Consider the following 13334-nt stretch of genomic DNA (forward strand, 5'->3'; position numbering starts at 1 on the left):
AAATAGGGGGGGGGGGAAGGCTAGGCAATCACAGTTTTGCCATCGACGGTAGTGATGTGAGTCTTACCGTCGGCGGTGTGCTCGATGAAGTCCGACGCATGTCCGACCTGGCGAAGTACATCGATGATGGTGTCAAGGGGGTATGGGGATGAGCTTCCTGCGCCGTCACCGGAACCTTCCCCTCCCAGCCCTGCTACCAGCGCATCCCTCGTAATCTCCGCATGTCCCAGGTGCTGAGCCGCCTCGTGGAAGACATGCACGATCACGCCTTCGATGCTGCCGCACCACCAACGGTCCTTATCGGTAGGAATCACAGCAGGAGCAGCAGCGCGGTCTACGCCTTGCAACTCCACTAGCGCGGATTCAATGGCCGCGCGGTCACGGTGGTAAATCTCCAGCCCTTCCGAAACGCTGCAATGAGCAGAAAACTCCCCATCGCGATCACGGACATAATCACGCCCAAGGCAGACGCGCTCGAGCCAGTACCTCGCGGATCCAGTCACATGTCGTAGCAGCACGGCCAGGGAGTTAATGGCTGGGATGGGAAGGGTTGCATTGAAGGTGTCGTCGTCAAGCGTGGCGACGAGTGCCGCGAGCTTGTCCATCCTGCCGAGGATGTGGGCGTCGAGCGGCCATTCGGGATTTATTGAAGCGCTGTGTGTGGAATTGGTCATAAGGTCGAGTATTCCCGCAAATCAGTCCTATTGGGAGCAAAAATAGGGGATAATTGACCCCATGACCGTCGAGCTTGCGGAAATCGCAGACTTCCTCAGCCATACTCGCCCCTTTTCGGACCTCAACGATGAAGAGCGCGCGACTATCCCACCGCTTTTGACCATGCGCTATGCCCGTCGTGGAACGGAGATTATCCGGGCGGGTGCGGATAACAACAGCTGTTTCATTATTCGCTCCGGCATGGTGGATCTCTTTGACCCAGCTGGCACGCTGTTGGACAGGCGAGATGTGGGAGATCATTTCGGCTATTCGACGCTGCTGAGCAGTGACCCCTCGCTGTACACGATGACGGCAGTGGAGGACTGCGTATTCCTGGTGATCTCCAAGGAGGTCTTTGACCAGCTCAATGACCAGTTCGTAGAGGTCCGGCGCTATTACGGCGGTGAAAACGCGCGCATTCGCGCAGTGGCATCGAAGCTGCGGAGTACTGCGGCATCGGAGTCGTTGCGCACACGGGTTGCGGACCTGATGGAAACATCGCTGGTGACCTGCAGTGCTGATGCGACAGTACAAGAGGCGGCGCAGATTATGACGGAGCGGAATGTCTCCAGTCTGCTCGTGATGGAGTCTGCAGGCGCCAACCAGAGCTCGCTCGTCGGCATCATCACTGACCGTGACCTCCGTCGTCGAGTGCTGGCAGAAGCCAAGCCGGCGGAGAGTCTCGTAAGCGAAGTGATGACCAGGAACCCGGAAACCATCAGTCCCGACCTGCTGGTCTTCGAGGCCATGCTGCTGATGGCCGAGCGCGGTTACCATCATCTGCCGGTGCACGATGGGACGCGGGTGGTCGGCATGATTGTCATTGGTGACCTCCTGCGCAGTCTGCACACCGATCCCGTGTACGCGACGGCGACGTTAGCGCGAAAGAGCGATATCTCCGAGATTGCGGAGATTGCTCAGAACGCACGGCGAATCGTCGGCCGCTTCATTGACCGAGGTGATTCGGGGGAGGAGGTCGCCAAGCTGCTGACCGCCGTGGCCGATGCTGTCACCCGACGCCTGGTTGCGCTGGCGGAGGAAAAGCTTGGGCCGCCACCAGTCAGCTACGCCTTTGCGGTACTGGGTTCGCATGGGCGCGGGGAGATGGGGCTCGCGTCCGATCAGGACAATGCGCTTGTTCTCGCCGACGACTACGACGCCGACGCTCATGCTGACTATTTCGCCGCGCTTAGCGACGAGATTTGCACCAACCTCGACCGAGTCGGTTATCCGCTCTGTCCAGGGGACATGATGGCCAGCAATCCTGCGTGGAGGATGACCAAGTCGCAGTGGCTGCGCACGTTCCACGGGTGGATTACGGCACCGGAGGCAGAGGCCCTGTTACATGCACAGACCTTCTTCGACATGCGTGGGGTAGCGGGCGAAGTGCAACTGGTAGAGAGCCTTCGTGCGGCCTACCTGCCGCTGGCTCAGGGGTCGCAGCGCCTGCACGCGCACTTGGCCAAGCTCTCGGCCTGGCGGGAGCCGCCGCTCGGCTTCTTCCGTGGCCTGGTGCTGGAAAAGGGCGGCGAGCACGCGGAAACCCTGGATATCAAGAAGGGTGGCACTGCTGCTGTGGTGCAGATGGCGCGTCTATTTACTGTGGCAGCTGGCCTGCCACAGCTGTCGACGCGTGAACGCTTGGCGGCGAGTGCGGGTGCCGGAAGTGTGAGCCGCCAGGGTGCTCAGGACCTGGCGGATGCGTTCGAGTTCCTGTGCACGGTGCAGCTTCATCACCAGCAGGCCCAGTTCAACGCTGGCGAGCAGCCGAATAACCACATCTACCCGAAGCGCCTTTCCAGCTTGGAACGAGAACACCTGCGTGATGCGTTTGGTGTTATCCGCAAGTTGCAGCAGAGTCTCGGGGCGAAGTATCCCATCCGGGCGATGTCGTGAGCGCGCAATGTTGAAGTTTTTCAAACCCCGCAAGAAACTCTTGGACGCACCTATCCGAGACAAAGCTTGGCTCGCGGTTGATGTGGAAACCACCGGTCTGGATCCCTCCAAAGATCAGCTGCTTTCCATCGGTTGGGTTGCGGTGGAAGGCCGCGACATCGTGCTGGAAGAGTCGGGTCACCTTCTCATTCGCCCAGAGCGCGAGGAGGTGAGCGTCGGCGAGTCGGCGACGGTGCATGGGCTTACCGACGACATGGTCGCAACCGGGGTAGAGGCAGAGGTGGCCGTCGGCAAGCTGTTAGAAGCTCTACGGGGACGGAAGCTGCTGGCGCACTACGCGCGGATGGAAGTTGGTTTCCTGGATCCGTTGTGCCGGAAGTACTTCGATGCGCGCTTTGATGTTCCGGTGGCGGACACAATGACACGCGAGTATGACGCGATTCTGCGAGCCAACCGCGAGCCGGTCCGTGATGAGCTGCGGTTGTGGTCACTGTGCGACAAGTACGGCATTCCCCGTTTTAAGGCCCATCACGCGTTCAACGATGCGTTGGCCTGTGCGCTGGTGTGGCTTGCGCAGGAATCCCGCGGAGTTTAGAGCGCAGAGTTTAGAGAGTGGGGGTCGTTGCATAATTATCGCAATGTGACGTGTACCCTATTTTTATGCGTATTGCTCGAATCGCCCACCCAGAGGGCATGTGCTTCGCGCTCGTTGAGGGCGAAGGCAATGAAGTTACTTTGCACGAAATCGAAGGGCACCCTTTCGGTCAGCTGAATAAGACTGGCCGTTCCTGGCCGCTTGCCGACGTACGTCTGCTCGCCCCAATGCTGCCGTCGAAGGTCATCGCTATTGGTCGTAACTACGCTGACCACGTCGCCGAGGTGTTCAAGAAGTCGGCAGAATCGCTGCCGCCGACGATGTTCATTAAGCCGCCGACGGCCGTCATTGGCCCGGAAGCGCCGATTCGCATTCCGGATTTCGCCACCAACGTCGAGTTCGAGGGCGAGCTGGCACTGGTTATTGGTAAGCCGTGCAAGAACGTCAAGAAGGAAAACGCTCACGATGTGATCTTCGGATACACCATCGTCAATGATGTTTCTTCCCGTGACCTGCAGTTTGCCGATGGTCAGTGGGCGCGTGCAAAGGGCATCGATACTTTCTGCCCGCTTGGTCCGTGGATCCAGACGGAGCTGGACTACAACGAGCTGCCAATCAAGGCACACCTGACTCACGAGGGTGTTACCGAGACCAAGCAGGATTCCAACTCCAACCAGATGATTATGTCCATCCCGGAGATCATCGAGTTCATCACTGCCTCGATTACGCTGCTGCCGGGTGATGTCATCTGCACCGGCTCCCCGGCCGGTACCGCTGCGATGTTCCCGGGTGACCGCATCGAGATTGAGATTCCGGGCATCGGCAAGCTGGCCAACCCGGTGGAGCGGGCTTAAGCGCCCTTAACTCCAAAAGCGCGGAGCACAGTGCCCATCTTGGCACTGGTCTCCGTGACTTCTTCTTCTGGGTCGGAGTGCGACACAATGCCGCCTCCGGCCCATAGTCGTGCCACGGACCCCTCAGTGTCGATCTCGGCACAGCGAATGGAGACCACGAACTCGCCGTCACCATTCTCATCGCACCAGCCGACAGCGCCCGAGTAGAAGCCGCGGTTGGTCTCTACGGCCTGAATAACGCCGAAGGCGGATTCCGTCGGCGTGCCACAAATGGCTGGTGTCGGGTGCACCACCAGCGCCAAATCCAGCGCGGACAGCGACGGATCCTTCAATCGACCGCGGATATGCGTGGCCAAGTGCCACATCTCGGCGGTGCTCATCAGCTCGGGGCTGTCCGGAACATCCAGCGAACTGCACAGTGGCGCCAAGTTGTCGGCGATGTCGTCGACGACGAAGGCATGCTCGTCTAGGTTCTTGCGCGAGTCCGCTAAACGACGGGCCGACGCCCGGTCCACCTCTTCATTCCGGGACCTCGGCAGCGACCCGGCCAAGGGAAACGCCTCAACGATGTCGCCCGTACGGCGGACCAGCATCTCCGGGGACGAACCGATGAGCAACTTGCCCTCATAATCGGAACCGGCGGGGGAGAGATCCACGACAAAGCCATCGCGGTTGGGGGATCCGTCGATAAGCCGCGATGCGAGTAGGAGCGGGTCAATCGGGGGATCGATTTCGAGTTCCACAGCGCGCGCGAGCACGACCTTTTCCAGCGCCGAGTACTCGATTGTGCGGATGGCTGCGGCGATGCGCTCAGCGTGCTCGTCGAGCGGGGGATCGTAAGCGACGATGTTGGCGTGGGGCTTCGGTGCGTTCCAACGGTAGTGCGCGGGTGGCTCCAGCGGCTGCGAGGAGCGGATGACTTCCCGGGGAACGGTCAGGGCGGCGGGCTTGTCCAAGTCGAAGGGCAATGCGCCGACCACCATCTTGTGAATGCCCGAGTGCAGTCCCTCGGCCGCGAGCCAGGGGTCGGAAAGCTGCTCTTCAATACCTTGCGTGCGGATGGAGCCGTGTGCCCGGGAGAGCAAAAAGTCCGGAGCGGTGGTCGGGCGGGACGTATCCCAGCGCGTCGAACGCTTCGGAGTCGCTGCAGGGTCGTTCGACGGGTGAGAATTCTCCTGCTTCTCTTCTTCGTTTCCGCCGCCCAGAGAGGGGTGGTTTTCCATGGACATAGCCCTAACCCGCCTCCTCAATCTAAACCCAGTTGTGCTCCAGTTTAAGGGGCAGGCTAACCCCTACCCAAAAAGGGCATACCCGCAGCGGTAATCGTCAGCTGATCAATGACTGCACTCGCCGGCAGATTCGCGGCGTAGAGGAAGGTCTCCGCAGCCTGCTTGGCATCGAACATTGGCTCGCTGCCTGTGAACGTCCCCAACAGGTCAGTCTGCGCATTGCCAATGTCAATGCGCGTTGCCGTAATGCCATACTCGCGTCCGTCCAGGGCAAGCACATGGGTCATTCCGGCAAGCGCGCTTTTCGACGTCGCGTACGCCGCCGTATGGGCTCTCGGCACCTGCGCCGCGATAGAGCAGTTGACCAGGATTCGGCCGCCTGCTTGATCCGTCTTCCCCTCGCGCCCCGCCTTCATTCGCGCGAACGCCTCGCGTGCGCATAGGTACGAGCCGACCACTTTCGTATCGATGACCGCGCGGAAGTCCTCAATGTCGGTCTCTCCGAACTCTGCGGGCGTGCCGGGCAGCCCCGCATTGAGCACCGCAACATCAATGGTTCCCGTAGCTACCTGCGCGTCCTCAAACATCGCACGGACCTGCTCGGGGTCGGTGATGTCACACCTGGAGAAGGTGATGTTGTCCGCTTCGGCGGCAACGGCCTCGAGCGCGTCGATACGCCTGCCGCAGATATGCACGTGCCAGCCATCGGAGGCGAAAGCCAGAGCAATTTCGCGACCAATGCCCGCGCCGCCACCAGTTACTACTACCGTTTTGGTCATGAGCACTATTATTAACTGTTCTACGGTCTACGCACACATGTCCCCGCACGACGCCGTCAACGCCGCGCGTGACGACGGCTACGCGGCCGTGGAATTCTGGTGGCCATTTGACCTCGCAGTGCCCGCGCCCGATGAGGTTTCCGCTTTTTGTGACCTCTTTGACGACAGCCTTGGTCTTTATGCCATGAACCTGTGGGGAGGGGACATGGCAGCGGGACAGCGGGGAGTGCTCAATACAGACGGGTTGCCCACGGGGCACCTGGAGGCAGTGAGCCAGATTGCGCGGGCCACGGGGCTGAAATACTCGAACGTGCTGCTGGGGCGCTCGGGGGAGCTAACGGACTTGCAGGTGCAAAGACTGACTGAGATTACTGCCCAGCTGGAGCTCAGTGGAGTTCGCGCATTGATTGAGCCACTGTCCGGGATGAGCGATTACCCCATTACAGATCCCTGGCAAGCCGAGGAGTTAGCGCAACAGACTGGTGCTGGTGTGCTCGCGGACTTTTACCATTTTGCAGCTAATGGCGTCGACGTGGATGCTTGGCTCACTGATGTGGAGACTGGAAGAGTGAGCCTGCCGGCGCACGTCCAGATTGCCGATTTCCCAGGCCGCGGCGCGCCGGGCACCGGTGAGGCACCACTGCGCAGCTGGGTTGAGCGGCTGCGAGCCGCCGGATACGCCGGCGAAGTGGCTGGGGAGTGGGCTCTGTAACCCTATGCAAACCCTATGCATGCCTGCAGGTGGGAGGGCGGGTATCGTGGGAAAGCATGTCAGATGTTCGCGTACGCTTTTGCCCGTCGCCAACCGGTACCCCGCACGTTGGCCTCATCCGCACCGCCCTGTTCAACTGGGCATATGCCCGTCACACTGGTGGCAAGCTGGTCTTCCGCATCGAAGATACCGATGCCGCTCGCGACTCCGAAGAGTCTTATCAGGCAATCATCGAGGCCCTGAATTGGCTCGGTATTGACTGGGACGAGGGCATCGATGTCGGCGGTCCGCACGGCCCGTACCGCCAGTCGCAGCGCAAGGACATCTACGCCGATGTGTTGCAGCGCCTCATTGACGCTGGTGAAGCTTACGAGGCCTTTTCCACCGCTGAAGAGGTTGAGGAGCGCCACAAGGCCGCCGGCCGTGACCCGAAGCTGGGCTACGACAACTACGACCGCAACCTGACCGAGGAGCAGAAGGAAGCCTTCCGTGCAGAGGGTCGCAAGCCGGTGATCCGCCTGCGCATGCCGGACGAGGACATTGTCTTCGAGGACCTCGTTCGCGGTCGCATTGAGTTCAAGGCCGGCCTGGTTCCGGACTTTGTCATCGCCCGCTCCAACGGTGAACCGCTCTACACCCTGGTTAACCCGGTCGATGACGCTCTGATGGAGATCACTCACGTCCTGCGTGGTGAGGACCTGCTGCCATCGACGCCGCGCCAGATCGCTCTCTACGAGTCGCTGAAGCGCATCGGTGTCGCCAAGTTCACCCCGGAGTTCGGTCACCTGCCGTTCGTTATGGGCGAGGGTAATAAGAAGCTGTCCAAGCGTGACCCGCAGTCCAATCTCTTCATCCACCGCGATAACGGTTTCATCCGCGAGGGTCTGCTGAACTACCTGGCACTGCTGGGGTGGTCTATGGACGGCGACCAGGACATCTTCACGATGGACGAGATGGTCAAGGCCTTCGATATCCACGATGTGCTGTCCAACCCGGCTCGCTTCGATCAGAAGAAGGCCGACGCTATCAACGCGGACCACATCCGCATGCTCGATCCGAAGGACTTCGAGCAGCGTCTGCGCACGTACCTGGAAAGCCACTTTGACTTCCCGGCCGACTACCCGGCGGATAAGTTCGCTTTCCTGGCAACGCTGCTGCAGACCCGTGTGAAGACGCTTTCCGACGCCTGGGACCTCTCGAAGTTCCTAGTTGTGGAAGAGGACGAGTTCACCTTCGATGAGCGCTCGGCACGCCGTAACTTCAAGGAAGACGCCGTCGCTGTCCTGGAGGCCACCATTGCAGCTGTGGAGCCGCTCAGCGAAGAGGACTTCGTCACCGAGAAGCTTGAAGCTGCACTTCAGAAGGCCCTCATCGAGGACCTGGAGCTGAAGCCACGCAAGGCTTTTGGCCCGGTGCGCGTGGCCGTGACTGGCGCTCAGGTATCGCCGCCGCTGTTCGAGTCCATGGAGCTGCTTGGTCGCAGCCGCAGCCTGGGCCGACTGCGCAAGGCGCTCGAGGTCACTCCTGTTACTGCTGCTCAGTAAAGAGCGCGAGCTGGGCTGAGCGAAGCAGGTTCGTGTAAGAGCCCGCTTCCTTGCCCACCTTCTGCGGGTCGCGGTTCAGCATATTCATGGAGGTTTCGCGGTAGTCCTTGACCAGCGACCCCATGTGGTTGTTGAAGAACTCGTGCCAGTCGGTTCCCCAGTGGACCGTGCCGTCCTCGTTTCGCTTGAGTAGTGCGGCAAAGGCGTACACGAGCGGGTAGATGAACCCGTCTGGAATCGCGTAGCCGATGGGCTGGCGGTAGAACTTCGAGTACTTCTGTGGAGTCTTGCCGGTCCGCGGATTCTTCTTATTGGCCTTGTCAACAGCATCAATGCCGCCGAATTTACCGCCGCTCTTGTTGTAGAGATCGGGTAGCTCTGCGTTGATGCGCTCGAAAATATCGATGAAGTCACGCGTGAGGTTCAATGCGCTGCGGACCTTCTCGTTGTAGAGAACGACCTCTTCGGTGCGCTCATTGATGCTTTCAGTGCTGGGCTTAGTGACCTCCGGTGAGCTCATGACATCCTCGAAGCGGTCAAGCAGCTTGGCCTTGCCGGAGTAGAGGCTGGTGGGGGTCGGTGCTTCAATCTGCTTCCCGTCGGCATCCTTCGGCAGGTCAATACAAGACAGTGGAATCCACGCCATAGCGATGACATCGCCCACCTTTAGTCGACCAGTATCGTTGGTGCGCCACTGCACGTTGTCGCTAATTCCCTGAGGCAGGGCATGCTTCAGATCGTCAAAGTAGCCGGCGCGATTGAGCTTTGCTTCCGCCTTGAGCTCCGCATTGTTGTTGCGGGCGGCACAGATATCGAGCAGTGCATCGGAGAATTCCTGCACAGTGTCCTCGTCCCGAGCACCTGGCACGAGTACCTCTACCGGAACACGGGCATCGAGCTCGGTGAGGCTTTCGTCGGCAAGCAATTCCTCAATTTCTTCCGTACGCTCCGACCAGACCTCCTTCATTTCGGACCACGTCTTGATTTTGCGGCTAGGTGGTGGAGTGAGCTTGCCCAGAACGAACAGTGCGATAGCCAGCGAGTTGTGACCGCCGTCGAGGATGCCTTCGATGCGACGGTTGCTGAAGGTGAAGCGGTAGAGATTGTCTTCACTGGTGAACTGAGTGGAGGCCAGGAGCACACCCTTGGACTTGTAGGCGAAGAGCTCCGGCGTGGTGTCGATGGTTTCCATGATGGCATCGGTGATGCGGCCGGTGCGGGACACGCGTGGGTTGGCGTCGAGGTTGAGGGCCGAGATGATTTTTGCGAACTGACGGATAGTGACAGTGCCGATGACGCGACCGATGGTGCCGTTCATTTGCTCCGTGATGTCGGAGAACTCCAGCTCGAGCGTGATGGGGGCGGTTGTTGCCGTCGTTGTTGGGGAAGTCATGATGCCTGCCTTTCAGGTCTGGTTTTTTGGTGTGTGTCGGCTGTTTACCAGCCGCTTCACCACGAAGTGTCTCCTGAAGGGCGGATCAGCTTTGAGCTGCGATCGAATGGGCTTTCGATCTGGGACTGCGTTAGTTATATGCACTGCATTAGTTACGCATTAGTTATGCGCACTGCTGAGGTGGGCTGTGGGGAACTCGCGAATTTAAACGAGCCTTTGACCAGGTGATTTGCTCTTGTTGGCGCGAATTGGCTATATTATTCCTCGTTGCGTTCAGCAGCGATGGCCTATGGTGTAATTGGCAACACTACGGTTTCTGGTACCGTCATTCTAGGTTCGAGTCCTGGTAGGCCAGCAGTGAAGAAGTTCATTGTTGAATGTATTCACTAACTGCAAAGTTCTAAGCCCCGTTCGTCTAGCGGCCTAGGACGCCGCCCTCTCACGGCGGTAACACGGGTTCAAATCCCGTACGGGGTACAAAGACAGCGTGAAAGCGCCAGTCTTTATTGGCCTATGGTGTAATTGGCAACACTACGGTTTCTGGTACCGTCATTCTAGGTTCGAGTCCTGGTAGGCCAGCGGAATTCGCTCGCTCAGTTGAGTTGGATTCAGTTCTAAGCCCCGTTCGTCTAGCGGCCTAGGACGCCGCCCTCTCACGGCGGTAACACGGGTTCAAATCCCGTACGGGGTACAAAGTTACTCCCCAGTCAGTCGGCTGGGGAGTTTTTGTTTTTTAAGCATCGAGGCGACTATGACCAGGGGCGACTATGACCAGTGAACGTTTCGCACGACTGAAGCTTCTCCTAGGGGAGGAGGGGCTAGAAACGTTGGCTGAATCTACCGTCATGGTTGTTGGACTCGGAGGCGTGGGGTCGAGTTGTGCCGAAGCTCTCGCCCGAGGCGGCGTGGGCAACCTCATCTTGATCGACGGCGATGTCGTAGAGCCGAGCAATCTCAACCGTCAAGCGCTGGCTTTTGTCTCCACGATTGGCCGGGTCAAAGCTGAGGTCATGGAGGCGATGGTTGCCGATATCAACCCGAATTGTACGACCTATGCCCGCCAGATTTTTCTCACACGCGAAAACCTGGCGGAGACCTTCGAGCAGTTCCCGCGTCCGGATTACATCATCGACGCTATCGACGATGTCACCGGCAAGATTGAGATCGCGCAGTGGTGCGCGGAAAATCGTGTCCACCTCATTTCCGCTATGGGCGGCGGAAATAAGCTCGACCCAGCTCGGCTGACCTTCTCGAAAATCAATAAGACAAAGGTCTGTCCGCTGGCGAAGGTCGTCCGTCAGGTGTGTATCCGCCGACGCATTCGCGGTCTTGAGGTGCTGTACTCCTCTGAAGAACCAGTGCGAATTACAGATAAAGGCAGCGGCACCAAAGCGGAAACCCTCGGTACCATGAGCTACATACCGCCAATCATGGGGCAGATGCTGGCCGGAAAGGTCATTCGCCGTCTGCTCGGGTTCGAGGAAACCCCGCTGGCCCCGCGCATCGGCGGTCCGGCCGACGAAAACCAGCCACCAACGGAAAAATGATGCGGCTCATCGATACGCACTTTCACTACGATTTCCTGCCACCGGCTTCGCGCGAGTGCTTCAAAGCCGATATTGTGCAGGAAGGCGTGGAGATCATCGCGCAGACAGTCCGCCCCTCCGGATTTGTCGAGATAGAGCGCGAAAATCTCCCCATGGCCGCAGTCGGCTATCACCCGTGGTATATCGACGGCAACTACGAGCGCGAGCTTGAGATATTTCGCGAGGCCCTTCCACGCACCCGTTTCGTCGGTGAGATTGGCTTGGACTTCGCGCCCCGCAGGCTTGGCGACGTTCCCGCCGAGACCCAAATCCACGTCTTCACAAGCATTCTCGATGCTGTCCGAGCCTCGAGCCAGCCGCATATCCTGTCCATTCACACAGTCCGCAGCGCCGATACAGTGCTTGATCTGCTGGAACCGCGCTTGGACTCCGACAAAGGGGTAGGGCTCGGTCAGAATCTCGTGCCCATCTTTCACCGTTTCGGTGGCACCAGCGATGAGCTGACCAGGCTTATCCGAGCCGGTGGTTACATCTCCGTCAATCCGCTCATGTTGCGGACCAAACGCGGACGGGCCTATGTGTCGCAGGTGCCCGTCGATAGGCTTTTGCTGGAAACTGACCTTCCGCACGAGCCTGGAAGCGGCTACGCGGCGGAGGTGGTTTCTGCAGAGGTCGTCGCGGCCTTGCGGGACACTGTCGCCGAAGTTGCGGCGCTGCGAAGAATGGATGAAGCAGAGCTTAAAAACGTACTGGCAAAAAATGTGGAAGCACTTGGAATTTAGCGCCTTGACCGGGCGATTTGCAGTTATTATCCACGTCTAGTGTATTGTTTAACAAGTCCGCAGCGCGCGGATGAAAGTTCTAAGCCCCGTTCGTCTAGCGGCCTAGGACGCCGCCCTCTCACGGCGGTAACACGGGTTCAAATCCCGTACGGGGTACAAAGATATATAGAGACAAGAGCCTTCACTCGTAATCGAGTGGAGGCTTTTGTCTTGCTGCTCACCCCTCCACCGCGGCACTGGATTTCCACAGTCCTAGTATCGAAACTATGAAACATTCAAAACTCGTTTGTATTGGTCTCGGTCACGTCGGTTCGTATGTCCTGACATATGCCATGGAATCCGGGCTGTTCGCTGAGATCGCCACGATTGACACGGCACCAGGCGTCGCGCATGGCGAGGCTCTGGACCAATCCCAGTCCACTGGTGTTCCCGGCACGGACTATGTCAATGTGCATGCTGGCGACTACAGCGATTGCGCCGACGCGGATATGATTATCGTCGCTGCTGGTGCGTCCATTCTCCCTGATCCGGACGACCCGGATTCCCGTCCGGACCGTGCCGGATTAGCCAAGCTCAGCGGGGAAGTGGTTCGCGATGTCATGCCGGGAATCGTGAAGCATACGCACGATGCGATTGTCCTCTTTATTACTAATCCGCTCGATGCGGTGGTGCACTTGGCACATACCGAGTTCGATTACCCCGCGGAAAAGCTCTTTGGCACCGGCACGATGCTAGATTCGGCCCGACTGCGGTGGGTAGTTGCCAAGCAGCTGGGAATTGACCCAAAGTCAGTGACTGGCTACATGATGGGTGAGCATGGGCTTACTGCCGTACCGATTTTGTCCACGCTGAACGTGCAAGGTGTGAGGTGGACAGAACTGGAAAAATGGCATGGCACGCAGCTGCCTTCACCGCAAGAAATTCAAGATGCCGTAGTCGGGGCAGCTTACGATGTTCTCAATGCCAAGGGCTGGACTAATGCTGGTGTTGCACGCTCCGCTTTGGAAATTGCCCGCGCGGTGATGCTGGATCAAAACAGCGTCCACCCGGTGTGTACACGCTTGGATGGTGAATACGGGTTGACGGATGTCTCGCTGTCGATGCCAGCGGTGATCGGCCGAGGTGGAATCATTCGTCGTATGCCGCCACAGCTAAACAGTTGGGAGCTGGAGCGACTGCGTGAATCTGCTCAGTACATCTTGAGCACCGTCGAGAACATGTAGAAGAAATTATGTAGATTCCACTTTTGCCGAAATAACACGGGGAAGTACTTTGCGCTCCTAAAATAT

Annotated in this window: 12 protein-coding genes and 5 tRNA genes; 13 read left to right on the forward strand and 4 right to left on the reverse strand. The window is 58.9% G+C overall.

From position 1 onward, the window contains the following. Positions 1 to 20 precede the first annotated feature (20 nt). Entirely contained in the window at positions 21 to 674 is a 654-nt protein-coding gene (locus CRD20_RS09595; protein WP_187405312.1) for a DUF664 domain-containing protein, read from the reverse strand. A gap of 61 nt (positions 675 to 735) precedes the next feature. Between CRD20_RS09595 and CRD20_RS09600 the strand changes: the two genes are divergently transcribed. The 3 genes from CRD20_RS09600 (at position 736) to CRD20_RS09610 (ending at position 4059) form a co-directional block, all read left to right on the forward strand. Beyond that, complete coding sequence (locus CRD20_RS09600) at positions 736 to 2610, forward strand: DUF294 nucleotidyltransferase-like domain-containing protein (protein ID WP_187405313.1); 1875 nt, start codon at positions 736 to 738, stop codon at positions 2608 to 2610. A 7-nt stretch (positions 2611 to 2617) separates the two neighbouring features. Then, on the forward strand, positions 2618 to 3205 hold the full coding sequence (locus CRD20_RS09605) for a 3'-5' exonuclease (RefSeq protein WP_187405314.1): 588 nt from the start codon (positions 2618 to 2620) through the stop codon (positions 3203 to 3205). Positions 3206 to 3270: 65 nt separating this feature from the next. Continuing rightward, positions 3271 to 4059 carry a fumarylacetoacetate hydrolase family protein gene (locus tag CRD20_RS09610; protein WP_005509430.1) on the forward strand — a complete coding sequence of 263 codons (789 nt, stop codon included), beginning with the start codon at positions 3271 to 3273 and terminating at the stop codon, positions 4057 to 4059. Here CRD20_RS09610 and CRD20_RS09615 read toward each other — a convergent pair. Both CRD20_RS09615 and CRD20_RS09620 read right to left on the reverse strand, forming a co-directional pair. Further along, on the reverse strand, positions 4056 to 5288 hold the full coding sequence (locus CRD20_RS09615) for an isochorismate synthase MenF (protein WP_016422507.1): 1233 nt from the start codon (positions 5286 to 5288) through the stop codon (positions 4056 to 4058). The genes CRD20_RS09610 and CRD20_RS09615 overlap by 4 nt on opposite strands. Positions 5289 to 5344: 56 nt before the next feature. Then, complete coding sequence (locus CRD20_RS09620) at positions 5345 to 6067, reverse strand: SDR family oxidoreductase (protein WP_187405315.1); 723 nt, start codon at positions 6065 to 6067, stop codon at positions 5345 to 5347. Between CRD20_RS09620 and CRD20_RS09625 the strand changes: the two genes are divergently transcribed. Both CRD20_RS09625 and gltX read left to right on the forward strand, forming a co-directional pair. After that, complete coding sequence (locus CRD20_RS09625) at positions 6066 to 6779, forward strand: TIM barrel protein (protein ID WP_255468814.1); 714 nt, start codon at positions 6066 to 6068, stop codon at positions 6777 to 6779. The genes CRD20_RS09620 and CRD20_RS09625 overlap by 2 nt on opposite strands. Before the next feature lie 56 nt (positions 6780 to 6835). Continuing rightward, positions 6836 to 8323 (forward strand): glutamate--tRNA ligase, encoded by a 1488-nt coding sequence (gltX, locus tag CRD20_RS09630; protein ID WP_187405316.1) that lies wholly within the window; start codon positions 6836 to 6838, stop codon positions 8321 to 8323. Here the strand turns inward: gltX and CRD20_RS09635 are convergent. Next, positions 8307 to 9716, reverse strand: a complete 1410-nt coding sequence (locus tag CRD20_RS09635; RefSeq protein ID WP_255468815.1) for a hypothetical protein — start codon at positions 9714 to 9716, stop codon at positions 8307 to 8309. The genes gltX and CRD20_RS09635 overlap by 17 nt on opposite strands. Before the next feature lie 283 nt (positions 9717 to 9999). Here CRD20_RS09635 and CRD20_RS09640 point away from each other — a divergent pair. From CRD20_RS09640 to CRD20_RS09675, 8 genes are all read left to right on the forward strand, one after another. Continuing rightward, positions 10000 to 10071, forward strand: a tRNA-Gln gene (locus CRD20_RS09640). Positions 10072 to 10120: 49 nt separating this feature from the next. Continuing rightward, positions 10121 to 10193: transfer RNA gene (locus tag CRD20_RS09645), tRNA-Glu, on the forward strand. A 30-nt stretch (positions 10194 to 10223) separates the two neighbouring features. Beyond that, a tRNA-Gln gene (locus CRD20_RS09650) sits at positions 10224 to 10295 on the forward strand. A 39-nt stretch (positions 10296 to 10334) separates the two neighbouring features. Further along, positions 10335 to 10407: transfer RNA gene (locus CRD20_RS09655), tRNA-Glu, on the forward strand. 76 nt (positions 10408 to 10483) lie between these two features. Then, positions 10484 to 11263, forward strand: coding sequence for a ThiF family adenylyltransferase (locus CRD20_RS09660; protein WP_076772939.1), 780 nt, complete (start codon positions 10484 to 10486; stop codon positions 11261 to 11263). Then, positions 11260 to 12045, forward strand: coding sequence for a TatD family hydrolase (locus CRD20_RS09665; protein WP_255468816.1), 786 nt, complete (start codon positions 11260 to 11262; stop codon positions 12043 to 12045). Before CRD20_RS09660 ends, CRD20_RS09665 begins: the two co-directional genes overlap by 4 nt. A gap of 83 nt (positions 12046 to 12128) precedes the next feature. Beyond that, positions 12129 to 12201 (forward strand) — tRNA-Glu (locus tag CRD20_RS09670). Between the two features lie 110 nt (positions 12202 to 12311). Then, positions 12312 to 13268: an L-lactate dehydrogenase gene (locus tag CRD20_RS09675; RefSeq protein WP_070439677.1), complete on the forward strand. Its 957-nt coding sequence runs from the start codon at positions 12312 to 12314 to the stop codon at positions 13266 to 13268. Positions 13269 to 13334 lie beyond the last annotated feature (66 nt).

Source organism: Corynebacterium sp. LK33, assembly GCF_014334955.1.
Taxonomy (GTDB): Bacteria; Actinomycetota; Actinomycetes; order Mycobacteriales; family Mycobacteriaceae; genus Corynebacterium; species Corynebacterium jeikeium_D.